The 23034-nt window shown below is 63.4% G+C and carries 25 protein-coding genes; 14 read left to right on the top strand and 11 right to left on the bottom strand.

Translation table 11 applies throughout. The features are described 5' to 3' along the window. Positions 1-73: 73 nt before the first annotated feature. The 5 genes from J3E64_RS12035 (at position 74) to trmFO (ending at position 4355) form a co-directional block, all read left to right on the top strand. The gene (locus J3E64_RS12035) at positions 74-1375 is read left to right on the top strand and encodes a dicarboxylate/amino acid:cation symporter (RefSeq protein WP_253343161.1); all 1302 of its coding nucleotides are present in this window, start codon (positions 74-76) and stop codon (positions 1373-1375) included. A gap of 84 nt (positions 1376-1459) precedes the next feature. Further along, the gene (locus tag J3E64_RS12030; RefSeq protein ID WP_253343159.1) at positions 1460-2017 is read left to right on the top strand and encodes a GbsR/MarR family transcriptional regulator; all 558 of its coding nucleotides are present in this window, start codon (positions 1460-1462) and stop codon (positions 2015-2017) included. 88 nt (positions 2018-2105) lie between these two features. Then, entirely contained in the window at positions 2106-2477 is a 372-nt protein-coding gene (locus J3E64_RS12025) for a hypothetical protein (RefSeq protein ID WP_253343157.1), read from the top strand. 56 nt (positions 2478-2533) lie between these two features. Next, complete coding sequence (locus J3E64_RS12020; RefSeq protein ID WP_253343155.1) at positions 2534-2950, top strand: hypothetical protein; 417 nt, start codon at positions 2534-2536, stop codon at positions 2948-2950. 61 nt (positions 2951-3011) lie between these two features. After that, entirely contained in the window at positions 3012-4355 is a 1344-nt protein-coding gene (gene trmFO, locus J3E64_RS12015; protein WP_253343153.1) for a methylenetetrahydrofolate--tRNA-(uracil(54)-C(5))-methyltransferase (FADH(2)-oxidizing) TrmFO, read from the top strand. Between the two features lie 18 nt (positions 4356-4373). Here the strand turns inward: trmFO and J3E64_RS12010 are convergent, their stop codons facing one another. Next, entirely contained in the window at positions 4374-4838 is a 465-nt protein-coding gene (locus J3E64_RS12010) for an EF-hand domain-containing protein (protein WP_253343151.1), read from the bottom strand. Positions 4839-4885: 47 nt separating this feature from the next. Further along, the gene (locus J3E64_RS12005) at positions 4886-5533 is read right to left on the bottom strand and encodes a hypothetical protein (protein ID WP_253343149.1); all 648 of its coding nucleotides are present in this window, start codon (positions 5531-5533) and stop codon (positions 4886-4888) included. 143 nt (positions 5534-5676) lie between these two features. On the opposite strand from J3E64_RS12005, the gene J3E64_RS12000 reads away from it, so the two are divergent. The 3 genes from J3E64_RS12000 to J3E64_RS11990 are packed head-to-tail and all read left to right on the top strand — an operon-like array spanning position 5677 to position 8896. Beyond that, positions 5677-7653 (top strand): TadE/TadG family type IV pilus assembly protein, encoded by a 1977-nt coding sequence (locus J3E64_RS12000; RefSeq protein ID WP_253343147.1) that lies wholly within the window; start codon positions 5677-5679, stop codon positions 7651-7653. Next, a complete protein-coding gene (locus J3E64_RS11995) occupies positions 7650-8249 on the top strand; it encodes a TadE/TadG family type IV pilus assembly protein (protein ID WP_253343145.1) in 600 nt (199 codons plus the stop codon). The genes J3E64_RS12000 and J3E64_RS11995 overlap by 4 nt, the downstream gene beginning before the upstream one ends. Further along, positions 8246-8896 carry a TadE/TadG family type IV pilus assembly protein gene (locus J3E64_RS11990; RefSeq protein WP_253343143.1) on the top strand — a complete coding sequence of 217 codons (651 nt, stop codon included), beginning with the start codon at positions 8246-8248 and terminating at the stop codon, positions 8894-8896. Before J3E64_RS11995 ends, J3E64_RS11990 begins: the two co-directional genes overlap by 4 nt. A gap of 38 nt (positions 8897-8934) precedes the next feature. Here J3E64_RS11990 and J3E64_RS11985 read toward each other — a convergent pair whose 3' ends face one another. From J3E64_RS11985 to eno, 4 genes are all read right to left on the bottom strand, one after another. Next, entirely contained in the window at positions 8935-10326 is a 1392-nt protein-coding gene (locus J3E64_RS11985) for a pyruvate dehydrogenase complex E1 component subunit beta (protein WP_253343141.1), read from the bottom strand. Next, entirely contained in the window at positions 10326-11402 is a 1077-nt protein-coding gene (pdhA, locus tag J3E64_RS11980; protein WP_253343139.1) for a pyruvate dehydrogenase (acetyl-transferring) E1 component subunit alpha, read from the bottom strand. Before pdhA ends, J3E64_RS11985 begins: the two co-directional genes overlap by 1 nt. Before the next feature lie 197 nt (positions 11403-11599). Continuing rightward, on the bottom strand, positions 11600-11911 hold the full coding sequence (locus tag J3E64_RS11975) for a septum formation initiator family protein (protein ID WP_253343136.1): 312 nt from the start codon (positions 11909-11911) through the stop codon (positions 11600-11602). A gap of 77 nt (positions 11912-11988) precedes the next feature. Continuing rightward, positions 11989-13263 carry a phosphopyruvate hydratase gene (gene eno / locus J3E64_RS11970; RefSeq protein ID WP_253343134.1) on the bottom strand — a complete coding sequence of 425 codons (1275 nt, stop codon included), beginning with the start codon at positions 13261-13263 and terminating at the stop codon, positions 11989-11991. A gap of 220 nt (positions 13264-13483) precedes the next feature. Between eno and J3E64_RS11965 the strand changes: the two genes are divergently transcribed. From J3E64_RS11965 to J3E64_RS11945, 5 genes are all read left to right on the top strand, one after another. Then, a complete protein-coding gene (locus J3E64_RS11965) occupies positions 13484-14107 on the top strand; it encodes a hypothetical protein (protein ID WP_253343132.1) in 624 nt (207 codons plus the stop codon). 90 nt (positions 14108-14197) lie between these two features. Further along, entirely contained in the window at positions 14198-14587 is a 390-nt protein-coding gene (locus J3E64_RS11960; protein ID WP_253343130.1) for a hypothetical protein, read from the top strand. Next, positions 14584-14907 carry a hypothetical protein gene (locus tag J3E64_RS11955; protein WP_253343128.1) on the top strand — a complete coding sequence of 108 codons (324 nt, stop codon included), beginning with the start codon at positions 14584-14586 and terminating at the stop codon, positions 14905-14907. Before J3E64_RS11960 ends, J3E64_RS11955 begins: the two co-directional genes overlap by 4 nt. After that, complete coding sequence (locus J3E64_RS11950; protein WP_253343126.1) at positions 14900-15475, top strand: hypothetical protein; 576 nt, start codon at positions 14900-14902, stop codon at positions 15473-15475. The genes J3E64_RS11955 and J3E64_RS11950 overlap by 8 nt, the downstream gene beginning before the upstream one ends. Positions 15476-15579: 104 nt before the next feature. Then, on the top strand, positions 15580-15801 hold the full coding sequence (locus J3E64_RS11945; protein ID WP_253343124.1) for a DUF4170 domain-containing protein: 222 nt from the start codon (positions 15580-15582) through the stop codon (positions 15799-15801). Between the two features lie 48 nt (positions 15802-15849). Here J3E64_RS11945 and J3E64_RS11940 read toward each other — a convergent pair whose 3' ends face one another. The 5 genes from J3E64_RS11940 to carA form a co-directional block, all read right to left on the bottom strand. Next, on the bottom strand, positions 15850-16509 hold the full coding sequence (locus J3E64_RS11940) for a rhomboid family intramembrane serine protease (RefSeq protein WP_253343122.1): 660 nt from the start codon (positions 16507-16509) through the stop codon (positions 15850-15852). Between the two features lie 4 nt (positions 16510-16513). Beyond that, on the bottom strand, positions 16514-16990 hold the full coding sequence (greA, locus tag J3E64_RS11935; RefSeq protein WP_253343120.1) for a transcription elongation factor GreA: 477 nt from the start codon (positions 16988-16990) through the stop codon (positions 16514-16516). 81 nt (positions 16991-17071) lie between these two features. Continuing rightward, entirely contained in the window at positions 17072-20407 is a 3336-nt protein-coding gene (gene carB, locus J3E64_RS11930; RefSeq protein WP_253343118.1) for a carbamoyl-phosphate synthase large subunit, read from the bottom strand. A gap of 381 nt (positions 20408-20788) precedes the next feature. Then, positions 20789-21157, bottom strand: a complete 369-nt coding sequence (locus J3E64_RS11925) for a ribonuclease E inhibitor RraB (protein ID WP_253343116.1) — start codon at positions 21155-21157, stop codon at positions 20789-20791. Further along, positions 21154-22419, bottom strand: coding sequence for a glutamine-hydrolyzing carbamoyl-phosphate synthase small subunit (carA, locus tag J3E64_RS11920; RefSeq protein WP_253343114.1), 1266 nt, complete (start codon positions 22417-22419; stop codon positions 21154-21156). Before carA ends, J3E64_RS11925 begins: the two co-directional genes overlap by 4 nt. A 154-nt stretch (positions 22420-22573) precedes the next feature. Here carA and J3E64_RS11915 point away from each other — a divergent pair, with 154 nt between their 5' ends. Beyond that, entirely contained in the window at positions 22574-23026 is a 453-nt protein-coding gene (locus J3E64_RS11915) for a GatB/YqeY domain-containing protein (RefSeq protein ID WP_253343112.1), read from the top strand. Positions 23027-23034: the final 8 nt, after the last annotated feature.

Below are 23034 nucleotides of genomic sequence, written 5' to 3'. Positions count from 1 at the left end.
GATTTGCTTGCGCGCAATCCGCGCGCGGGCATCCAATATAGGGCGCCGGGTCGCAATCCAGGGAATGGTCAAAATGTCGGTCAATTATCGCAGCTTTGGCTTTCAGGTTCTGGTCGGAATGGCGGCCGGGATGCTGCTGGGCATGATCGCCCGGTCGATGGGCGCAGGGCCGGACGGCGACATCAACATGCTGGCATCTGCGCTCAAGACGACCGGCGCGATCTTCGTTTCCCTGCTGAAGGCCATCGTTCCTCCGCTGGTATTCGCCGCCATCGTCGCATCGATCGCCAACCTGCGCGCGCTGGACAATGCCGCGCGCCTGGCGGGGCAGACGCTGCTGTGGTTCGCCATCACCGCGCTGATCGCGGTCGGCATCGGCATCGCCATCGGCCTGATCGTCCAGCCGGGGGCCGGATTGCGCGGCGCGGCGCTGCCGATCGGCAAGCCGGACTCCTATGGCGGCTGGCTCGACTTTCTGAAGGGTCTGGTGCCCGGTAACAGCCTGGCCCTGAGCGCCAGCACCAAGCTGTCCGAAAATGGCGCCACCACCAACTTGTCCTTCAACATCCTGCAATTGCTGGTCGTTTCCATCGCCGTGGGCCTTGCCACGCTCAAGGCAGGAGAGAAGGCGGAACCATTCCTGGCGTTCGTCCGCTCCATGCTGGCGGTCGTGCGCGCGATCCTGGGCTGGATCATCCGGCTGACCCCCATCGGATCGGCCGCGCTGATAGGATCGGCCATCGCCACCTATGGCTGGGATGCGCTGGCCCGGCTCGGCGGCTTCACCGCTGCCGTCTACCTGGGCCTCGCGGTCGTGCTGCTGGTTGTCTACCCTTTGCTGCTGATCGCAAACGGGCTGCGTCCCCTGCCCTTCTACGCCAAGGTCTGGCCCGCAATGCAACTGGGCTTCGTGTCGCGCTCCTCCGTGGGCACGCTGCCCGTGACCGAAGCGGTGACGGAGCGCATGGGCGTCGAGAAAGGCTATGCCGCCTTCGTCATCCCGCTGGCTTCGACGACGAAGATGGACGGGTGCGCCTCCATCTACCCGGCGCTGGCCGCGATCTTCGTCGCCAATTTCTACGGCGTGCCGCTGCACCTCATCGACTATGCCCTGATCGTCTTCGTGTCGGTGGTGGGATCGGCCGCAACGGCCGGTCTGACGGGTGCGATCGTGATGCTGACCCTGACCCTGTCGACGCTGGGCCTGCCGCTGGAAGGCGCGGGCCTCTTGCTGGCGATCGACCCGATCCTCGACATGGGCCGCACCGCGATCAACGTTACCGGGCAGGTCCTGGTCGCGACCATCGTCGCCAAGCGCGAGGGCATATTGGACGAGGCGGCCTATCATGGCGATGCGGAAGCGGCCCCGGCCTGACCGTTCGTCCGACGCAATCCTGGCATTAGAACCTTGCGCGACTCATTCCTTACTGTTATTTCTGTCTTTACAGAAAGGAACGTCATGCCGCTGCTCGACCATCCCGATGCCAAGGCCTTCGTACTGCACTGGGGCGAGATGGGCACGCAATGGGGTGTCAACCGGTCCGTCAGCCAGGTTCACGCCATGCTCTATCTGTCCGACCGCCCCCTGCCCGCCGACGAGATCGTCGATCAGCTGGGGCTGGCCCGGTCCAACGTGTCGACCGCGCTCAAGGAGTTGCAGGGGTATCAGATCGTCCGCCGCGTCCACATGGAGGGCGACCGGCGCGATCATTTCGTCGCGGAACTGGATTTGTGGGAAATGCTGACGCGTATCGTGGCGGAACGCAAGCGACGGGAAATCGACCCTACCATTGCACTGCTGGACGAACTGGCCCAGCGGCTGGCGCATGACAACAGCGCACCGTCCCATGTGCGCGACCGCATATTGCACATGCATAATTTCATGGCACGGATCGGCCGCTGGTACGATCAGGTCCGTGTCCTGCCCAAGCCCACGCTGGTAACGCTGATGAAGCTGGGCGGCGGGATCGCCCGCTTCCTGCCGGGCGGAAAGGCGGAGGCCTCCAAGCAGGATTAGAGACCTCTCGCACCGCAATGCGCCGTTTTGATTCGCTAATTAATTTCTGTTTTTACCGAAATAACGGAATTTACCAAAGGAGACGAAAATGGTTGAAACTGCCTATGCGCTCTATCTGCTCGTCACCCTCGCCATCACCATTTGGGTCGCCCGGACCCTGTCGAAGAACGGCGAAGTCTTCCTGATCCAGTGCTTCGGTCACAACGAACAACTGGCGGCATCGACCAATCATCTGCTGGTGGTCGGCTTCTATCTGGTCAACATCGGGTTCATCACCCTGACATTGAGCCTGGGGCGGGAACCGGCGACCTATGCGGAAACCATCCGCTTTCTCAGTGCCAAGATCGGCCTTGCCGTGCTCGTGCTGGGTGGCATGCACTTCTTCAACATGGGCGCCATCTCGCATTTCGGGCGAAAGGTGAATGGCTGGCTGACCGATGGACATCCCCGAGCAGCCTGACGATCGAAGCGCGGGCGGCCACGACGCCGCCCGCACCCTTTCCAGGGAGACATCTCATGTATGCCGACAATCGCAGGGGTCGTGGCATCCCCATTGCCATCGTCGCCGCCGGTCCGGTCTTCATCAGCTGCTATTTCCTTGCCGACCTGTATCTCAGACTACCCGATGCCCTTGCGTTTCGACTGACGGACCTTCCCGGCCATTTCGGCAACGCGTTGCTGCTGCTCGGCCTGTCCGTCGTGGTCGGCGTGCCCCTCTCCATCATGCCGATACTGACGGGTCTGGTGCTGATGCAGGGCCTGTCCGCATGGCACGCCGGTTTCCGGTCGTCCATTTTCTGGGCATTGGCCGGCGGGATGATCGGCGCACTGCCGCTTATCGCCTTTCCGGCCGGAGAAATGGGAGGGCCGCTCTGCTTCGCGTTAATTGTCACTTCGACCCTGTGCGGATGGCTGTGCGGGCGGTGGCAATGACCTGACAGCCGTCCCGCACCGTGGTAGAGCGCCCGCTTTCCATACAGACTTGGGACATAATGTGACGGATCATCAGGTGCATATCATCGGCGGCGGGCTGGCCGGGTCGGAGGCGGCATGGCAGCTCGCGCAGGCGGGCGTCCGCGTCCGCCTGTCGGAAATGCGCGGATCAGGTGACATGACCCCCGCGCACCAGACCGACGGCCTTGCCGAACTCGTCTGTTCCAACAGCTTCCGGTCCGATGACGCGGACAAGAATGCCGTGGGCCTGCTGCATCAGGAAATGCGTCAACTTGGGTCGCTGATCATGGCGCAGGCGGAACCGGCGAAGGTTCCGGCGGGATCGGCGCTGGCGGTCGACCGTCATGTCTTTTCGGATGGCGTCACCCGCACGCTGGCCGGACATCCCAATGTCGAGATCGTGCGGGAGCGCATCGACACGCTGCCGGCACAGGGCATGACCATCGTCGCCACCGGGCCGTTGACCGCCGAAACCCTTGCGCGCAGCATCGGCGCGGCGGCGGGCATGGAGCATCTGGCCTTTTTCGACGCAATCGCCCCGGTCATCCATCGCGACAGCATCGACATGGAACAGTGCTGGATGGCCAATCGCTGGGACAAGATCGGTCCGGGCGGCGGCGAGGGCAAGGATTATATCAACTGCCCGATGGACAGGGACCAGTATCAGGCCTTCGTCCAGGGGCTGCTGGATGGCGAAAAGACGGAATTCAAGGAATGGGAGGCCAGCACCCCCTATTTCGAAGGCTGCATGCCGATCGAGGTCATGGCCTCTCGCGGCCCGGAAACGCTGCGCCATGGACCGATGAAGCCGATGGGGCTCGATAATCCGCGCACCGGCCGCTGGCCCTATGCCGTGGTTCAGTTGCGGCAGGACAATGCCAGCGGCACGCTGTGGAACATGGTCGGGTTTCAGACCAAGCTGAAACATGGCGCGCAGGTGGACCTGTTCCGCACCATCCCCGGCCTTGAGAAGGCGGAATTCGCGCGGCTGGGCGGGCTGCATCGCAACACTTTCATCCAGAGCCCCAAGCTGCTGGATGCGACGCTGCGCATGAACGCAATGCCGCATATCCGCTTCGCCGGCCAGATGACCGGGTGCGAAGGCTATGTCGAGAGCGCGGCCATCGGCCTGCTCGCGGGACGTTTCGCGGCGGCGGAATTGCTGGGCCACGCCTTCGGCCCGCCGCCGGCCGACACCGCGCTGGGCGCGCTGCTGGGCCATGTGACGGGCAATGTGCAAACCGCGGACTATCAGCCGATGAACGTCAATTTCGGACTCTTCCCGACCTTGGAGGACGTCAAGAAGAAGAGCCGCAAGGAGGCCTATACCGCCCGCGCCCGCGCGTCGTTGGGCCTGTGGATGCGGGACATGGCCATCGCCTGAGCCACGCCGCAGGGCGCGTCAGCATTTGCATTTCGGTTTCGCGGACCGCTTCGGCGCGGTCGCGGCAAATTCGGCGGGCGTGAGCTTGCCGTCCCTGTCCGTATCCGCCGCGCCGAAACGATCCGATGTGGCGACGGCCCATTCCTCGAAGGACAGGAGGTTGTCGCCATCCTTGTCCAGCGCCTTGAACGCTCTGGTGCGGCTGCCCATCATCTCGATCCGGGTGATGACGCCGTCGCGGTTGCGGTCGTAGCGGGCAAAGCGTTTCTGCTCCCGGGTCTGCGGGCTGGCCTCCGGCGGCATGGGCGGGGCGTCGCCCACGGCATCCTCGTCCCCTTGCGGCAATGGCTCGACCGATGGCGGCGGCGCAGGCGCGACGGCAAGTTCAGGCACCGGTTCGTTGCGCGCCCTTCCCTGCCACCAGAACAGGCCCGCCGCCACAAGCAGCAGCGCCATCAACCCGCCGGCCAGCAATCGCCCCATCGCATATCCTCCCTCATCGGGTTGCAACGACAGGCTATCCCGATGGGCTAGCGCCCGACAAGCGCGATCCGCATCAGCCGCAATGCAAAGCGGCGCGAAATGCCGGTTGGCGCTCCCCGGCCCTCCAGCACATCCTGTCGCGCCAGCGTGTAGGCGATACGAAGCGGACGAAGGGCAGACGTCCAGCGCGCAGCGTCCGCTTGGGGCAAAAGGGTGCGGGCCAGGTCGCCCGCCGCGCGCGCAAGCGCGGCGTCGTGCACATGCCCGGCCAGATCCCACAAGGCCCAGACCTGCCCCGAAGCGTCCAGCCAGTCCGGCGCCACCGGCGCGTCGGCCAGTGCCCGGAATAGCCCCCCGCCCCGCCCGGCCGCATAGTCGCGCAAGCCTTCGGGGCCGATTTCCGGCTCGACCGCCAGCACTTCCCATCCGTCGATCATCCCCGCCAACCCGGGCGCAGCCATCGCGCCGGTAGCCCGCATGGCATCGACCACAGGCTCACCACGGCCCTTCACGCCGTCGGTAATGACGTCATTCCACCAGGCAAGACGCATCTGCGCGATCGCAGGTTCGCTGGTCGTCCGCGCGACATGCGCAAGACGCGCGTCGAACGCCCAGAGCGCACGATGCCGGGGCGCCGCCGTTCCCGCGTGGGCGGCCAGCAATCCGGCCAGCGGCGAAAGGTCGGAGGAGGTCACGGCGCGGTCCCGAAGCGTAACGGCATTATCATGATCTTAACCAGGTTCCTCATATGCATTCTAACGACTGCGCCCGCATAGGCGGAAAGGCTGCCCTGCCCGATGTGGGGGGAAACGGGCGCGACATGGGTGATGGCGAACAAATGGGCAAGCAAAACGAGCATGGCATGGGATTTCTGACGCGTCTTGCCAGGAACCAGGCTGGCAACACCATGGCGATGGTCGCAGCGGCGATCATTCCGCTGGCCGCCCTCATCGGCGGCGGGCTGGACATGAGCCGTGCCTATATGGCCCGCGCCCGTATGCAGCAGGCCTGCGACGCGGCCGCACTGGCGGGTCGTCGCGCGATGACGACATCGTCGATGACGTCAGCCAATATCACCGAAGCCAGAAAATTCTTCGATTTCAATTTCCCGCAGGGCACGTTTGGGACGGCCAACTTCACGCCGACGATCCGGAGCAAGCCTGGCGAGACCACCACGGTGCAGGTTTCCGCACAGACGACAATGCCGACGACCGTGATGCAGATCTTCAAATATATGACCCTGCCGCTGGAGGTCACCTGCGAAAGCCGGTTCGACATCGGCAACACCGACATCATGCTGGTGCTCGATACTACCGGGTCGATGGCCTATGCCATCGACGACGGCGCCGGCGGCACGACCACCCGCCTCGCCGCGCTGAAGCAAGCGGTCAAGGATTTCTACGACACGCTTGGCGCGGGGTCGGACAGCACCGGCCGCATCCGCTACGGCTTCATGCCCTACAGTTCGACCGTGAATGTCGGCTATCAGTTGCCGGCGAGCTTCCTTGTCGGCGGCACCAGCGGTGAACAGTGGGACTATCAGACCCGCGAGCGCTATATTGCCAGCTATGCCTCATCCACAAGCTATGGGAGCTGGTCCAAAATCTCCGGGTCGACCAGCAGCGACAGTGGCCAGGACACGAACCGATATAGCTGTCCCAGCGTCCAGTCGGATACGACCTCATCGTCGTCGACCACGTCCAACACATCGTCGACGACCGACAGCGACGGCGTCATCACGACGACCGGCACGGAAACGCGCACCACGACGGGCACGGACTATTCGTACGGCTCCTGCTATTATTCCAGTAGTCGCTATCGGCGCGACTGGACGTCGACGACATACAGTAATTATGTCGAGCGCCGCACCTATACCGTCACCCAGACACCGCAATGGGCATGGAGGTACGGAAAATATCCGCTGGATGTATCCGGCTACATCACCGGCAATGCCGTACCCAATCCGGCCTATGTGGCCGGCGCGGCAACGGATTCCTATGGCAACACCGTATCGTCGACGTCGACCTGGGCCGGCTGTATCGAGGAACGCGACACCGACAGCAGCATCACCGCGAGCAGTTCGACCAGCGCCATTCCGACCAACGCTTTCGATTTGCAAATCGACACGTTGCCGACCAATACGCAAACCAAGTGGCGTCCCCACTGGCCCGATGTCGAATTTTCGCGCAGCAACACCTCCACAGGCGCATGGCTCAACACCAGCAGCCGGATAAGCGGAGGGTGGATGGCCTGTCCGAGCCAGGCGCGCACGCTCTCAAGCTATAGCAGCCGTTCTGCGATCCCCACCGGCCAGTCGAGCAGCTTTGACAGCTATGTGAACGGCCTGGCGGCAGTAGGGGGCACCTATCACGACATCGGCATGCTGTGGGGTGCGCGATTCCTGTCCCCCACCGGCATTTTCGCCAGCGACAACTCTACCGCGCCCAACGGCTTCAACATCTCCCGCCACATCGTCTTCATGACGGACGGCGACATGAGCGCGTATGACCAGGTCTATGGCGCATATGGCTATCAGCAGTTGGACGCCCGCGTGGCGTCGGGCAGCACCGACAATGCAGGGCTGACGGCGATCCACAACACGCGGCTTCAGATGCTGTGCAACTCGATCAAGTCGAAGGGTATCACCATCTGGGTCATCGGGTTCCGCAATCAGGCGGAAGGCGACATCCAGACGCCGCTTCAGAACTGCGCGACATCGTCCAACCACTGGACCATGGCCTATACCTCCGCGTCCCTCAGCCAGAAGTTCAAGGACATCGCCAAGAATATCGGCGGATTGAGGCTGTCGCAATGATCCGTGCCGCGCGAACATGGCTGCATCGGCTCCGGCGCGACCGGCGCGGCGTGACGCTGCTGGAGTTCGGGCTTATCTCGCCGGCACTGATCCTCACCATCATGGGGATCGGCGACCTGGCCTATACATCCTACCTGCGATCGGTCGCGCGCGGAACGCTGGAAAAGGCGGCGCGTGCGGCCTCGGTCGGCACACTCAACGCAACCCAGTTCGACGCATATATCCAGAGCCAGATGGCAGCTATCGCCGCCAAGAACGGATCGCCGCCGTCCATCGTGAAAAAAAGCTATTATAATTTCTCGCGCGTCGGGAAGCCGGAAAAGATCACGTCCGACACAGCGCCGCTGGGCACCTATAATAGCGGCGACTGCTACGAAGACGCCAACGGCAACGGCAGCTACGACGCAGCGGGCGGTTCCAGCGGGCTCGGCAGCGCTGACGATATCGTCTATTACGAAGTCACGATCACCCAGCCGCGCCTGTTCCCGATGGCCAAGATGCTGGGTTGGAGCGCGAACCAGTCCATTACCGTCACCACCATGGTCCGCAACCAGCCCTGGGCCAACCAGGGCACACCCACGATACGCTGCTCATGACATATATGCCCCTTTCCACCCTTTTTCGGCGACTGCGCCGCGACGATAGCGGCCTGGCGCTTATCGAGTTCGCCTTCTCCCTCCCGGTGCTGGTAGTGCTGTGCATGGCCGGGCTGGAATGCGCCAATCTTTCGCTCGCCCACCTGCGGGTAAGCCAGATCGCGCTTCTGGTGGCGGACAATGCATCGCGCGTCCGGACTTCCATCGACGAAGCCGATGTCAACGAAATCATGACCGGCGCGGACCTTTCATCGACGTCGCTCAATCTGAAGACCAACGGCCGGATCATCCTGTCCGACCTGGAGCCAAACGGTCAGACGGGAGCGAATGCGGGCCAATTTATCCGCTGGCAGCGCTGCTGGGGCACGGGCGGCTTCACGTCCAGCTATGGCGTCGCCGGCGACGGCGCCACATCGTCCAGCATGGCGAGCGGCATGGGACCGACAGGTAAAAAGGTGAGCGCGTCGAGCGGCACCGCGGTCATGTTCGTCGAGGTCGCCTATAATTACCAGCCGCTGATCACCAATTCGATCTTCGGCGCGAAGGTTATCCGCTACGCCAGCGCCTTCAACGTGCGCGAACGGACCGACCAGACGATCAAGAATGCGGGCGGCCTAGCCACCAGCGCCACGGCAAGCTGCACCTGAACGAAAAAGGGCGGCCCAATGGACCGCCCCGTTCCCGCTTATTTATAACAGACCTTTCTGGCGGCCGCGACGACGCGGCCGGCATCGATCAGCGCGGCCTTTTCAAGGTTCGCCGCATAGGGCAGCGGCACATCTTCGTTGGTAACGCGCAGAACCGGCGCGTCCAGATCGTCGAAGCCCTTTTCCATGACCACGGCCGCGATCTCGGAAGCGATTGAGCAGGTCGGCCAGCCTTCCTCCACAACGACGATCCGGTTGGTCTTCTTAAGGCTTTCCAGCACTGTCGCCGTATCGAGCGGACGCAGGGTGCGAAGGTCGATCACTTCCGCGTCGATGCCTTCTTCCGCAAGCGCCTGGGCAGCGTCCAGCGCGAGGCCGACGCCGATCGAATAGCTGACCAGCGTGACGTCCTTGCCCGCCTTGACGATGCGCGCCTTGCCGATCGGCAGAACATAATCGTCGAGCTTGGGCATGTCGAAGCTGCGGCCATAGACCAGTTCGTTTTCCAGGAACACGACCGGGTCTTCCGAACGGATCGCGGCCTTCAGCAGCCCCTTCGCGTCGGCCGCATCATAGGGGGCGATCACGATCAGCCCGGGAACAGACGCATACCAGGGACCGTAATTCTGGCTGTGCTGGGCCGCCACGCGGCTCGCTGCGCCATTGGGACCACGGAACACGACGGGGCAGCGCATCTGGCCGCCCGACATATAATTGGTCTTGGCCGCCGAATTGATGATGTGATCGATCGCCTGCATGGCGAAATTGAAGGTCATGAATTCGACGATCGGACGCAGGCCGCCCATCGCCGCGCCGGTGCCGATCCCGGCAAAGCCATATTCGGTGATGGGCGTGTCGATGACCCGCTTCGCCCCGAATTCCTCCAGCAGGCCCTGGGTCACCTTGTAGGCGCCCTGATATTCGGCCACTTCCTCGCCCATCACGAAGACGCGCTCGTCCTTGCGCATTTCTTCCGCCATAGCGTCGCGCAACGCTTCGCGCACGCTGGTCTTGACGAACTCGGTGCCTTCGGGGATCGCGGGATCCTGCACCGCCGGCCTGAATTCGGCGGCCAGTTTGGCAGCGCCTCCTTCGGGCTTTGCCGGAGCTTCCACCTTGGGCGCGGTGGCGTCTGCCTTGGGCGCCGGGGCTTCTTCCTGTTGCGCCGGTGCCTCGGCCGCTTCGCCGCCTTCGCCTGCCATTTCGGCTATGACGGTGCCGACCTTCACGCCTTCGGTGCCCTCGGCGATCATGATCTTGCCGATCTGGCCCTCGTCGACGGCCTCAAACTCCATCGTCGCCTTGTCGGTTTCGATCTCGGCAAGAATGTCGCCGGACTTTACCTCATCGCCTTCCTTCACCAGCCACTTGGCCAGCGTACCTTCTTCCATCGTCGGCGAGAGCGCCGGCATCTTGATCGCGATACCCATCAATATTGCTCCACCAGCACGTCGGTATAGAGTTCGGACATTTCAGGTTCGGGCGACGTTTCGGCGAAATCTGCCGCTTCGCTCACCTGCTTGCGGATATCCTGATCGATCTGCTTGATCTGATCCTCGCCGATGCCGGCCTCCAGCAGATATTTCTTCACGCCTTCGATTGGATCGGACTTGTCGCGCATGGCCTGCACTTCCTCACGCGAGCGATATTTCGCCGGGTCGGACATCGAATGGCCGCGATAACGATAGGTCTTCATTTCAAGCAGGATCGGGCCGTTGCCGCCCTGCACCCATTTCAACGCTTCCTCGGTCGCGCCGCGCACGGCGAGCACGTCCATGCCGTCGACCTGGATCCCGGGGATGCGGAAGCTTTCGCCGCGACGGTAAAGCTGGTCTTCCGACGAGGCGCGGTTGACGCTGGTGCCCATCGCATATTGATTATTCTCGATCACGAAGATGATCGGCAGCTTCCACAGTTCGGCCATGTTGAACGATTCATACACCTGGCCCTGATTGGCCGCGCCATCACCGAAATAGGCGACGCATACCCCGCCATCGTCATTATATTTATGGGCAAAGCCGAGGCCCGCGCCGAGCGACACCTGCGCCCCGACGATACCGTGGCCGCCATAGAATTTATGCTCGACGCTGAACATATGCATCGAGCCGCCCTTGCCCTTCGAAATGCCGGCTTCCCGGCCGGTCAATTCAGCCATGATGACCTTGGGATCGATGCCATAGGCCAGCATATGGCCGTGGTCGCGATAGCCTGTGATAACGCTGTCCTTGCCGGGCGTAAGCGCCGACTGGATGCCGACCGCGACCGCTTCCTGGCCGATATAGAGGTGGCAGAAGCCGCCGATCAGACCCAGGCCGTAAAGCTGCCCTGCCTTTTCCTCGAAACGGCGGATCAACACCATCTGCCGGTAGAATTCGAGCAACTCTTCCTTGCTGGCCTTGTAATCAGTCGGGGTTTCTGGGCGAGGCCGGTTATGATCCGCGCCAGCCGCGGGAGCGGCCGCTTTCGCCTTTGCGCGGGAGGGACGCGGCGTCGTTGGTTTCGCCAAGGCTCTTATCCTCTTGCGTGGGTAGGATGGAAGGAAGGCCGATATAGCGATACAGATGTGCTTAATGCAACGGCGACCCCTGCCGAATCCGGCCGAAACGAGGAAAATCGGCACGCGAAAATGAGCGCGGTCGGAAGGCCCGCAGCAAAATTGCCGGAAGCGCCGCGGCCGCGCAAAATCCTTACGTCACCCGCGGGTCAATTGAGCGGGACGATCACTTCGTCATGATGGATCACGCCAAGTTGCCGCCGGATTAATTCGTCCGCCAGATCGGGATCGACGCGGCGCGGGTCCAGCCCCTCCACCCGGTTGCGCAGTTCCGCGCGGGCAGCCTGAGCCTTGTGCAACTCGCCCTTCGCCTGCCGCAACTGGCGCGAATAATCGCCCCAAGCGAGCACTCCGTTCGATCCCAGCACGACATAGCCCGCGAAGGTCAGCAGAAGGAGTAGCGCAATCGCCGGACCAAGGGCCGATGTCAATAACAGACGAAGCTTTGCGATATGCGCCATTAGCTATTCGAATCACAGGATTAGGTCGGCCGCAAGCGAAAAATGGTTAACTTGCGGCCAACCGAACCGTCAGCGGGTCAACGGAAAATCGAGCGGCCGGCGTAGACGGCCACGTCGCCCAGCTCCTCCTCGATACGGATGAGCTGGTTATATTTGGCAAGCCGGTCGGAACGGGCGAGCGAACCGGTCTTGATCTGGCCGCAGTTGGTCGCGACGGCGAGGTCGGCGATGGTCGCGTCCTCGGTCTCGCCCGAGCGATGCGACATGACCGCCGTGTAGCGTGCACGATGCGCCATATCGACGGCCGCCAGCGTTTCCGTGAGCGTGCCGATCTGGTTGACCTTGACCAGCAGGGAATTGGCCAACCCCTTGCCGATGCCCATGGCGAGACGCGCGGGGTTGGTGACGAACAGGTCGTCGCCGACCAGCTGCACCTTGCCGCCGATCTTGTCGGTCAGCGCCTTCCAGCCCTCGAAATCGTCCTCGCCCATGCCGTCCTCGATCGACTTGATCGGATAGTCGGCGCACAGCGCGGCAAGATAGTCGGCCATTTCGACCGGCGACAGGGACAGGCCTTCGCCCGAAATCTCATACTTGCCGTTCCTGAAAAACTCGGTCGCGGCGCAGTCCAGCGCCAGCACGACGTCGTCGCCCGGCTTGTAGCCCGCCTTCTCCACCGACAGCATGATGAAGTCGAGCGCATCGCGGGTCGAGGCGATGTTGGGAGCGAAGCCGCCCTCGTCGCCGACCGACGTCGCCAGCCCCTTGTCGTGCAGGCCCTTCTTGAGGGTATGGAAGATTTCGGACCCGATACGCACCGCGTCGGCGATGCTTTCGGCGCCGACCGGCATGATCATGAATTCCTGGAAGTCGATGGGGTTGTCGGCATGTTCGCCGCCATTGATGATGTTCATCATCGGCACCGGCAGGACATGCGCCTGAACGCCGCCGACATAGCGATAGAGCGGCAGGCCGCGCGCGTCGGCCGCCGCCTTCGCGGTGGCGAGCGACACGCCCAGAATGGCGTTGGCGCCCAGGCGCGACTTGTTTTCCGTGCCGTCGAGCGCGATCATCGCGGCGTCGACTTCGGCCTGATCCTCGGCGTCGAGGCCGATGATCTGCTCGGCAATCTCGTCATTGACGGCGGCGACGGCGGCCAGGACGCCCTTGCCGAGATATTTGCTCTTGTCGCCATCGCGCTTCTCGACCGCTTCATAGGCGCCGGTCGACGCGCCCGAGGGCACGGCGGCGCGGCCGAAACTGCCGTCTTCCAGCATCACGTCGACTTCGACGGTGGGGTTTCCGCGACTGTCGAGTATCTGGCGGGCGTGGATGTCGAGAATGGCGGTCATGATCGCTCCCTGAAATATGGCCTGCACGGCGGCCGGACGCCTTTTTCCGGCTCCGCTTAGCCAGCAGCCCCGGCAATGGCAATGCAGGGCTTGCATCAAGCGGAAAAATGCCGATGCTCAAAATGTAACGGCTTCGGAACTGTATGCCGTCGCGATGCATTGGAATGGTGACCGACCGCATCGATGCGATCCACGCTCTTACTGGAGGGAGAAACAGGACATGGCCGACACGCCGGAAACACCGCCCGTCAAGCGCGGCAGGAAGCCCGCCGCCGTAAAGGCGGTTAAAGCCAAGCCGGCCAAGGCTACGGCGGCGGCCCCGATCAAGACGGCTGCGGTGAAGGCCGCGCCCGCCAGCACGCCCTCGCGCAAGCCCGCCGCGAAGCCGGGCAACGGCAAATCCTCCTATGACTGGAACGCGCAGATCGCGCCGATCAAGGCCCAGGCGGAAAAGGCCGCAAAGGCAGCGGCCGACAAGCTGAACGCCGTCGACTGGAAAGCACATATCGATCCGATCAAGGAGCAGGCCGGGAAAACGGCGAAGACCGCTGCCGGCGCCGCTAAGGACAAGACCGGTTCGGCGATGCAGGGCTTGGCCAAGCTGATTGCCGATACCGCCGGCACGGTCGATTCCAAACTCGGCCCGCAATATGGCGACTATGCCCGTCAGGCGGCCGAGCAGGTTGCGGGCGCGGCGACCACGCTGGAAAGCAAGGATGTCGATCAACTGATGGACGATGCTCGCGATTTCGTGCGCAAGAGCCCGGCCGTCGCCATCGGCGCCGCTGCGGTGCTCGGCTACGTGCTGATGCGCCTTGCCAAGGGGTCGGACGACAAGGGCTGATGCGCGACGCACGCCAGTATTAGCCTATCCAGGCGCCGAATATCGGCGCCTTAACGCACGAACCCGTGGCGAGGCGGGCGGAGAGCGGTTTTGATTGAAGAGCCAGCGGACACGGCGGTCACGCCGCAGACCGAAGGGCCTGACGACCCGTCGGACGATGGTAGCGTGCGGGAAAGCTTTGCGCGCCTATATGCAGACATTCGCGCTTATGCCGGAGCGGAGGCAGAACGCCAGAAGCTGCGCGCCAGCATCGTCGCCACCGGCGTGCGCAACGCGGCAATACTGGGTTTCATCGGGCTGATGCTGATATTTGCCAGCATCGTGGCATTGCTGGTCGGGCTGGTACTTGTGTTGCAGTCCGCTCTCGGCGCGCTGGGTGCGACCCTGGCAGTGACGGGTGGCGGGCTCGCCGTCGCCATCGTGCTGCTGCTCCTTGCGAAGGCATGCGTCGGCGCGACGAAGAAGGCGTTGGAGCCATGAACCGCCGTGAAACCTACAGGGCCGCTACGATGCACGCCCAGGCGCAACGCGGCCGGATGATCGCAAGCGCACAGGCTGCGAAGGCGCGGATCGCACCCAGCCGACTGAAACAGGACGCCATCGACAAGATGACGGCGGCGGCGCTGGACGGCGTCGCCACCGCCGCCGTGCAGGTACAGCAGAAGCCGGTGGCGTTCGGTGCTGCGGCCGGCGCATTCTTGCTGTATCTGGCGCGACGCCCGCTGGCGGCACTTTTTGGCGGCTTGTACGTTCGCCTTAGGAACACCCAGACCGACACCCCGGAGATTGACGATGCCTGACATCCGCGCCCCCCTCACCCGCGCCCGCGAAGCGGCCAACGACATCGCCTTCAGCGCCGGTGAAAAAATCAAGGAAGGAACCGGAAAGGCCCGCGACGGCGCCAGCGAACTGGTACAGACGGGCCGCGAAAAGGCAGCCGAAACCTATGCCGACGCGCGTGACAGGACGCAGCGGGCCGCCACACGCGCCAACCAGATCGTGCAGGATCATCCGGTAATGGCCGTCGCCGGGGCGGTGGCCGCGGGCGCAGTCATAGCGTGGATGTTCCCCAAGAGCCGGCGGGCGATGAAGGCGTTGCCGGGCATTGCGACGGCGGCCGGAACCCGCCTGGCCGAAACGGCGATCGCGGCGCGGGCCGCCGCTGCGGAACGCGCGCAGACGATCAAGGACAGCGCCAGCGACATGATCCACGCGGCAGGGGATGCCGCGTCGCAAGCGCGGGAAACCGCCGCTGCATCGGACCTCAGCAACAAGGCGTCGAAGCTGGCCGAAGACGTGATCGCACTGGTTTCGACAAAGGTCGACGCCGTGGGCGAGGCGATCAAGGCGCGCCTGCCCAAAAGCTGAGCAGGATCGTAGCGAACCACGGCGAATGTCGTCCGGGTCTGCTTGGCGGATCGTGGAGCCAATGCTAAGGCTTCACGATCACTCCAGGGAGATAATCAAACGCCATGAGCAAGCTGCATCTGGTGATGGGCGGTCGCGTCAGCAATCCCCAGACTTTGGAATTCAAGGATCTCAACGCCATCGACGTGGTCGGGGTGTTTCCCGACTATGCCTCGGCAGAGAAAGCATGGCGTGGAGCGGCGCAGCGGACGGTCGACGATGCCGAGATGCGCTATGTCATCGTCCACCTGCACCGGCTGCTGGAACCCGACCTGCCAAAGTCGTAATGTGCGGGCCGCCTTGCTGCAGCTTGTGACTGCTGCGGCAGCGGCTCGTCAATTCACAGTTCGTGGCCGCTTCCTGAAGCGCCAGCGCAACATCGGTCGCGTACACAACAATCCGGCGACAAAACCGCCGATATGCGCGGCGATGGCGATCTGGCCAAGTTCGCCGAACCCGCCTGCCATCGCCACCCCTATCATGAGCTGGATCGCGATCCAGGCGGCGGCGAGCCACAATATGCGGACCAGATTGGCCGACAACGGCCCAATTCGCCGGACATTCTGCCGGCTGTACAGCACGGCATAGGTCGCGATGACGGCGGAAATGGCACCGCTGGCCCCGATCATCGGATTCGTCGACGCAGGATCCACCAACCATTGCGCCATACAGGCGGCGTAGGCGCCGGCCAGATACAGCACAAGCGTAGCGGCCTTGCCCAGCACATGTTCCACCTGCCGGCCACAAAAGACCAGCATGAGCAGATTGAAGCCGGCATGCAGCCAGTTGGCGTGAACCAGCGTGCAACTGAGCGGGGTCAGCCACGTCGGCACGGCGGCCATACCGTCGAGCAGGCCTCCATTGCCCACACGCGCCGGAATGAAGCCGGCGACGATCGCCGCGTCGTCGACATGCCCCGTCAGATAGACGATCAGGAAAGCCAGGAGGGTGACCGCGGACACCCCGTCGGTAAGTCGGCCGGCCGGCAGCTTCACGACGTCAGATGAACGCGATCTTGTCGACCAGGTAGAATTTATCGCCGGAGGGCACGGAAACCTCGACCTCCTCGCCGACCTGACGGCCGATCAGCGCGCGGCCGAGCGGGCTGTTGTAGGAAATCATGCCCACCTTGGCATCGGCTTCGGCCTGACCGACGATCTGATATTTCACCGGCTTTTCATCTTCGTCGAGCAGGGTCACCGTAGCACCGAACACGACCTTGTCGCCCGACAGCGTTTTGGGATCGATGATCTGGGCACGCGACAGCTTGTCCTCCAGGTCGGCGATGGTCGCTTCCACCTGGCCCTGCCGTTCCTTCGCCGCATGATATTCGGCATTTTCCGACAGGTCGCCATGCGCCCGCGCTTCCTCGATGGCGTCAACGATCAGGGGGCGCTCGGCCTTCAGCTCGCGAAGCTGCGCATTGAGCTTGTCATAGCCCATTTGCAGCATCGGCATCTTTTCGACGGTCGCCATCTATCCAAATCCTTCGTCAAAACTTCCCTTCGGCGGCTCCGACATGGAGCCGCCCCGCAGCGTCATTCCTTGTGCAGGGGATCAGGCTTGCGACGAGGGATAATAGGACTGGAGCGAGCGCACTTCAAGGGCGTGGTCCCGCAAAGCCTCGATAGCGTCAGCAGCGGCGACGCTGGCGGCGGCCGTCGTGAAGCTCGCGATCTTCGCACGCAGAGCCGAAGTGCGGATGGCCTTGCTGTCCTTGAGCGACTGCCAGCCTTCGGTGGTGTTGAAGATCAGGTCCACATCGCCGTCAGTGATCCTGTCGACGATGTGGGGCCGCCCTTCCGCCACCTTGTTGACGGGGGCGACCGCGATGCCCTGCCCTTCCAGATAGCGGGCGGTGCCACCGGTCGCGATGATCGCAAAACCCATCGTCGCCATCTTCCTGACCGCCGGCAGGATCACGGCCTTGTCACTGTCCTTGACCGACACGAAGACGGTGCCGGCGGTCGGCAGCATCGTGCCGGCGCCGATCTGCGCCTTGGCAAACGCCGTTGCAAAATCCCTGTCGATTCCCATGACTTCGCCGGTGCTCTTCATTTCCGGCGAGAGGACCGGGTCGACCCCGGGGAAGCGCGCGAAGGGGAATACCGCTTCCTTGACGGCGATATGGTCAATCGCGTTGCGGTCGATGGTCGGCAGGTCCTTCAGCTTCTCGCCCGCCATCACGCGCGACGCGATCTTGGCAATGGGCGTGCCGATGGCCTTGGCGACGAAGGGCACTGTGCGGCTGGCGCGCGGGTTGACCTCGATCAGGTAGACGGTGCCGTCCTTGACCGCGAACTGAATGTTCATGAGGCCCCGCACATGCAGCGCCCGGGCCAGCACATCCGCCTGACGCTCGATTTCCGCGATAATGTCGGCGGACAGGCTGTAGGGCGGCAGCGAACAAGCGCTGTCGCCCGAATGGACGCCGGCTTCCTCGATATGCTGGAGCACGCCGGCCACGACCACATCGTCGCCATCGCAGAGCGCATCCACGTCGACCTCGACCGCGTCGCGCAGATACTGGTCGATCAGCACCGGCGAATCGCCCGACACCTGCACGGCCGTGGCGATATATTCTTCCAGTTGCGCCTGGCCGTCGACAATCTCCATGGCGCGGCCGCCCAGAACATAGGACGGGCGCATCAGCACCGGATAGCCGATGCGGTTGGCGACCGCGATCGCCTCCTCCCGGCTGCGGGCGATGCCGTTGGCCGGCTGGCGCAGCTTCAGCTTGTCGATCAGCGCGGCGAAACGCTCGCGATCCTCGGCCAGGTCGATGGCGTCGGGCGACGTGCCGAGGATCGGCACGCCCGCATCCTCCAGCGCCTGCGCCAGCTTGAGCGGCGTCTGCCCGCCGAACTGGACGATGACGCCCGCCAGCGTGCCGTTCGACATTTCGACGCTCAATATCTCCAGCACGTCCTCAGCCGTCAGCGGCTCGAAATAGAGGCGGTCGGACGTGTCGTAGTCGGTCGAGACCGTTTCCGGGTTGCAGTTGACCATGATCGTCTCATAGCCGACGTCGGCCAGCGCGAAGCAGGCATGGACGCAGCAATAATCGAACTCGATCCCCTGCCCGATCCGGTTCGGCCCGCCGCCCAGGATGACCACCTTCCTGCGGTCGGTCGGCGCCGCTTCATTTTCCGGCTCGCCGAAGATCGGCGCCTCATAGGTCGAATACATGTACGGCGTCTTCGCCTCGAACTCAGCGGCGCAGGTGTCGATGCGCTTGAACACGGGGCGGACGCCCAGCTTGTGGCGCAGCTTCCGTACCTCGTCCTCGGTCACGCCGCCGGTCATCGCCTTGACCGTTTCGTGGATCAGGCCGCTGCCCCGCGCGATGCCCCGTTCGTTGCCGGCCAGATTGGCCGACTTCAGCGCCAGCCAGGCAAGCCGCTTGTCGGAAAAGCCCATCGCTTTCAGGTGCCGCATCCCATCGGCATCACGCGGCAGGCCGTTTGCCAGCACATCGGCCTCCGCCTCGACGATTTCCTTGATCCGCTCCAGGAACCAGGGATCGAATTTGGCGACGGCGTGGATCTCCTCGACCGAAAGCCCCTCGCGCAGCGCTTGCGCGGCGATCAGCAGCCTGTCGGGCGTGGGCGTGGCGAGCGCGGCGACGATGTCGTCGCGCGACGCGCCCACCAGATGATCGACATCATTGAAGCCGCACAGGCCGGTTTCGAGGCCGCGCAGCGCCTTCTGCATCGATTCATGGATGTTGCGGCCGATCGCCATGACTTCGCCGACCGACTTCATCGCGGTGCCCAGCAGCGGCTCGGAGCCCTTGAACTTTTCAAAGGCGAAACGCGGGATCTTCGTCACGACATAGTCGATGGTCGGTTCGAACGACGCCGGGGTCGCGCCGGTAATGTCATTCTCGATCTCGTCGAGCGTATAGCCCACGGCCAGCTTCGCCGCGACCTTGGCGATGGGGAAGCCCGTCGCCTTCGACGCCAGCGCCGAGGAGCGCGACACGCGCGGGTTCATCTCGATCACGATCAGCCGGCCATCCTTCGGATTGACCGCGAACTGGACGTTGGAACCACCTGTTTCCACGCCGATTTCGCGCAGCACCGCGATGGATGCGTTGCGCATGATCTGATATTCCTTGTCGGTCAGCGTCAGCGCCGGCGCGACGGTGATGGAATCGCCGGTATGGACGCCCATCGGATCGACATTCTCGATCGAGCAGATGATGATGCAATTGTCGTTGCGATCCCGCACGACCTCCATCTCATATTCTTTCCAGCCGAGCAGCGATTCCTCGATCAGGACTTCTGTCGTCGGCGAGGCGTCCAGCCCGCCGCGCACGATGGTCACGAACTCGTCGCGATTATAGGCGATGCCGCCGCCGGTCCCGCCCATGGTGAAGCTGGGGCGGATGATCGCGGGCAGGCCGGTGAATTCCAGCGCTTCGAGCGCCTCCTCCATCGTGTGGGCAATGCGCGAGCGGGCGGATTCCAGCCCAATCTTGTCCATGGCGTCACGGAACTTGATCCGGTCCTCCGCCTTGTCGATGGCTTCCGCGTCCGCGCCGATCATCTGGACGCCGTACTTTTCCAGCGTGCCGTCATTATAGAGCGCCAGCGCGGTATTGAGCGCCGTCTGACCGCCCATCGTCGGCAGCACCGCGTCGGGCCGCTCCTTCTCGATGATCTTCGCCACGATTTCAGGCGTGATCGGCTCGACATAGGTCGCGTCGGCAAATTCCGGGTCGGTCATGATCGTGGCCGGGTTGGAATTGACCAGGATGATGCGATAGCCCTCCTCCTTCAGCGCCTTCACCGCCTGCGTGCCCGAATAATCGAACTCGCACGCCTGGCCGATGATGATCGGACCAGCGCCGATGATGAGGATGGAAGAGATGTCGGTGCGTTTGGGCATTATGTTCTCGGCTGTCTTGAGGGGAGCTGGTGCTGATCGGCGATCCGACCGGCTAAACCACCAAGTTCGCGTTTTAAAAAGCTATTACGCTCTATGAAGTTGATGAATCGCCGTTGTCGATTCTTCGACATCGCCAGCGGAAACGTCACTGAGATTCGAGCAAGCCGCCCTTTTCCTGTTTTCACAACCTGAAAACCCAGCCATCTTAATCTTCTAAGTGCGTCCGGAGACAGGTTTGAAGGCAACCTTTGTGGACGAGTTGCAGAGCGTCGAATGGCTGCCAAATGCCGCCAATCGTCAAATCGGCGCAGCCCGAGCCGTGCTAGGTAATATTTTCGGTACGGGTTCACGGTGCCCGTTCCGGAAAGGCAATGGCTCTGCTCAATGCACGCCCCCCGTCCGAGCCTCACACCCCCAGCCGTCATATTCGACGCCGCAGAGGATTTCGATCTGGAGGCATTTCTTCGTCAGCGCGCGGATCGAGGCTTCGTCGACGGGCTGCACGCATTCGAGGAACAGGAACAGGTCGCCCTCCTCATCTTCTTCCCGGTCCAGTTCGACCATGCCGAACTGGCTGGCGATGGTCAGGACGCGTTCGAGATCCTGTTCGCTGCCCCGGAAGCTGACGTCCACCGGCCGCGCGATGCACGCTACATCGCCATTGGCGGCGAGATTGGCGAGGACTTCACGATCCGCCTCCCACTCGGCGGCGAGGCGCGCTTCATCGACAGAGGGGAGGTTCTGACTCACGCCGCGACAGGCCCTTTGAGACTCTCCACGAACCGCTGGAACAGGTAGAAGCTGTCCTGCGGCCCCGGCGAGGCTTCGGGGTGGTACTGCACCGAAAAGGCGTTCCTGTCCGTCAGTTCGATGCCGCAATTGCTGCCGTCGAACAGCGACACATGGGTGGCGCGCACATTGTCGGGCAGCGTGTCGGCGTCGACCGCGAAGCCATGGTTCATGCTGGTGATTTCGACCAGCCCGTCCGACAGGCGCTTGACCGGATGGTTCGCGCCTCTGTGCCCCTGATGCATCTTGATCGTCCTGGCGCCGACCGCGAGGCCCAGCAACTGATGGCCCAGGCAAATGCCGAAGATCGGCACATTCTCGGTCAGCAGCGCGGCGATGACGGGCACGGCATAGGCTCCCGTCGCGGCCGGATCGCCGGGGCCGTTGGAGAGGAACACGCCGTCCGGCTTCAGCTCCATCACCTGTTCGAACGTCGCGGTCGCGGGCAGCACGGTGACGCGCGCGCCGGCCTTCACCAGATTGCGGAAGATATTGTTCTTTGCGCCATAGTCGATGGCGACGACATGGGGGCGCGGCGCCGGGGTCGGCACGTCAGCCTCGTCGAACAACAGCGGCTCGCCATCCTCGCCGATCGCGGGATAGCCGGCCGCGACCGTTTCGATGCGGTCGGTGGCGTCGATGTCATAGCCGCCCTTCAGGCTCCACCCGCCATCCTTCCACAGCCGCGTTTCCCTGCCCGTCACCTCGATGGCGAGGTCCATGCCCTCCAGCCCCGGCCAGGCGGCGGCCTTGGCCGCCAGCGCGGCCAGATCGAAATGCCCGTCGGGTTCATGGGCGATCACGACATTGGGCGCGCCCTTTTCGCGGATCATCCGGGTCAGCGCGCGCGTGTCCACGCCCGCCAGGCCGATGCGCCCGCGCGCGCGCATCCATTGATCGAAAGGTTCGACATTGCGGAAATTACTGGGCGCGGTCACGTCCTGCCGGACGACGCAGCCCAGCGCATAGGGGTGCGCGGCCTCCACATCGTCCAGGTTGGTGCCGACATTGCCGATATGGGGAAAGGTGAAATTGATGATCTGCCCGGCGTAGCTGGGATCGGTCATGATCTCCTGATAGCCGGTGATCGACGTGTTGAAGCAGAGTTCGCCCACCGCGTCGCCCACCGCGCCGAAGCCCCGGCCGAACACCGCGCTGCCGTCGGCGAAAACCAGTACCGCGGTGGCGCCTTTGGGCACGGTAAGGGTCTTGGCGTCAGCCATGGGCAGCGGTCCTTCTTATGCTTTTGCGGGAACCCGTCTGGAGCGGGTTAAACGGCCGGTCACCTATGCCCGGCGCGCCGCAAGGTCAACGGCTGTTAAAAATCTCTTTTGGCGTTATATCTGCTTCTTTCCCGAGAGACAGGATTCATTCGCCATGATTCGCGATACCATCAAGAGCGCCCAGGTCGCCGCCATGAAGGCCGGAGACAAGGAAAGGCTGGCCGCGGTACGCCTGATCCTGGCGAAGCTGAAGGACCGCGACATCGAGCTGCGCACGGCGTCCACCGTGCCCGACGACGACGCCGTGGTGGTCGAGGTGCTCCAGAAGATGGTGAAGCAGCGCCGCGAATCGATCGACATGTTCAGGAACGGCGGCCGCGACGAGCTGGCGGCGAAGGAACAGGCCGAAATGGACGTGATAGAAGGCTTCCTGCCCGCGCAGATGAGCGAGGACGAGACGAAGGCCGCGATCGAGGGCATCAAGGCCGAGATCGGCGCGACGAGCGTCAAGGATATGGGCAAGGTCATGGCGGTGCTGAAGGAACGGCATGGCAGCGTCATCGACATGAGCAAGGCCAGCGGGCTGGTGAAAGCGGCGCTCAACTGACCTACTTG

Origin of the sequence: Sphingobium sp. OAS761, assembly GCF_024168485.1 — a bacterium.
Lineage (GTDB): Bacteria > Pseudomonadota > Alphaproteobacteria > Sphingomonadales > Sphingomonadaceae > Sphingobium.
This window is presented reverse-complemented; position numbering and strand designations above follow the sequence as displayed.

What these genes read in the sequence shown, in the direction of transcription:
- J3E64_RS11955 (WP_253343128.1), top strand. Translation starts at nt 14,584, where the DNA reads ATGAACCGCCGTGAAACCTACAGGGCCGCTACGATGCACGCCCAGGCG.
- J3E64_RS11915 (WP_253343112.1), top strand. Translation starts at nt 22,574, where the DNA reads ATGATTCGCGATACCATCAAGAGCGCCCAGGTCGCCGCCATGAAGGCC.
- J3E64_RS11945 (WP_253343124.1), top strand. Translation starts at nt 15,580, where the DNA reads ATGAGCAAGCTGCATCTGGTGATGGGCGGTCGCGTCAGCAATCCCCAG.
- J3E64_RS11990 (WP_253343143.1), top strand. Translation starts at nt 8,246, where the DNA reads ATGACATATATGCCCCTTTCCACCCTTTTTCGGCGACTGCGCCGCGAC.
- J3E64_RS11975 (WP_253343136.1), bottom strand. Translation starts at nt 11,911, where the DNA reads ATGGCGCATATCGCAAAGCTTCGTCTGTTATTGACATCGGCCCTTGGT.
- J3E64_RS11985 (WP_253343141.1), bottom strand. Translation starts at nt 10,326, where the DNA reads ATGGGTATCGCGATCAAGATGCCGGCGCTCTCGCCGACGATGGAAGAA.
- J3E64_RS11950 (WP_253343126.1), top strand. Translation starts at nt 14,900, where the DNA reads ATGCCTGACATCCGCGCCCCCCTCACCCGCGCCCGCGAAGCGGCCAAC.
- J3E64_RS11995 (WP_253343145.1), top strand. Translation starts at nt 7,650, where the DNA reads ATGATCCGTGCCGCGCGAACATGGCTGCATCGGCTCCGGCGCGACCGG.
- J3E64_RS12010 (WP_253343151.1), bottom strand. Translation starts at nt 4,838, where the DNA reads ATGGGGCGATTGCTGGCCGGCGGGTTGATGGCGCTGCTGCTTGTGGCG.
- J3E64_RS12035 (WP_253343161.1), top strand. Translation starts at nt 74, where the DNA reads ATGTCGGTCAATTATCGCAGCTTTGGCTTTCAGGTTCTGGTCGGAATG.
- J3E64_RS12000 (WP_253343147.1), top strand. Translation starts at nt 5,677, where the DNA reads ATGGGCAAGCAAAACGAGCATGGCATGGGATTTCTGACGCGTCTTGCC.
- J3E64_RS12020 (WP_253343155.1), top strand. Translation starts at nt 2,534, where the DNA reads ATGTATGCCGACAATCGCAGGGGTCGTGGCATCCCCATTGCCATCGTC.
- J3E64_RS11965 (WP_253343132.1), top strand. Translation starts at nt 13,484, where the DNA reads ATGGCCGACACGCCGGAAACACCGCCCGTCAAGCGCGGCAGGAAGCCC.
- carA (WP_253343114.1), bottom strand. Translation starts at nt 22,419, where the DNA reads ATGGCTGACGCCAAGACCCTTACCGTGCCCAAAGGCGCCACCGCGGTA.
- greA (WP_253343120.1), bottom strand. Translation starts at nt 16,990, where the DNA reads ATGGCGACCGTCGAAAAGATGCCGATGCTGCAAATGGGCTATGACAAG.
- J3E64_RS12030 (WP_253343159.1), top strand. Translation starts at nt 1,460, where the DNA reads ATGCCGCTGCTCGACCATCCCGATGCCAAGGCCTTCGTACTGCACTGG.
- eno (WP_253343134.1), bottom strand. Translation starts at nt 13,263, where the DNA reads ATGACCGCCATTCTCGACATCCACGCCCGCCAGATACTCGACAGTCGC.
- carB (WP_253343118.1), bottom strand. Translation starts at nt 20,407, where the DNA reads ATGCCCAAACGCACCGACATCTCTTCCATCCTCATCATCGGCGCTGGT.
- J3E64_RS12025 (WP_253343157.1), top strand. Translation starts at nt 2,106, where the DNA reads ATGGTTGAAACTGCCTATGCGCTCTATCTGCTCGTCACCCTCGCCATC.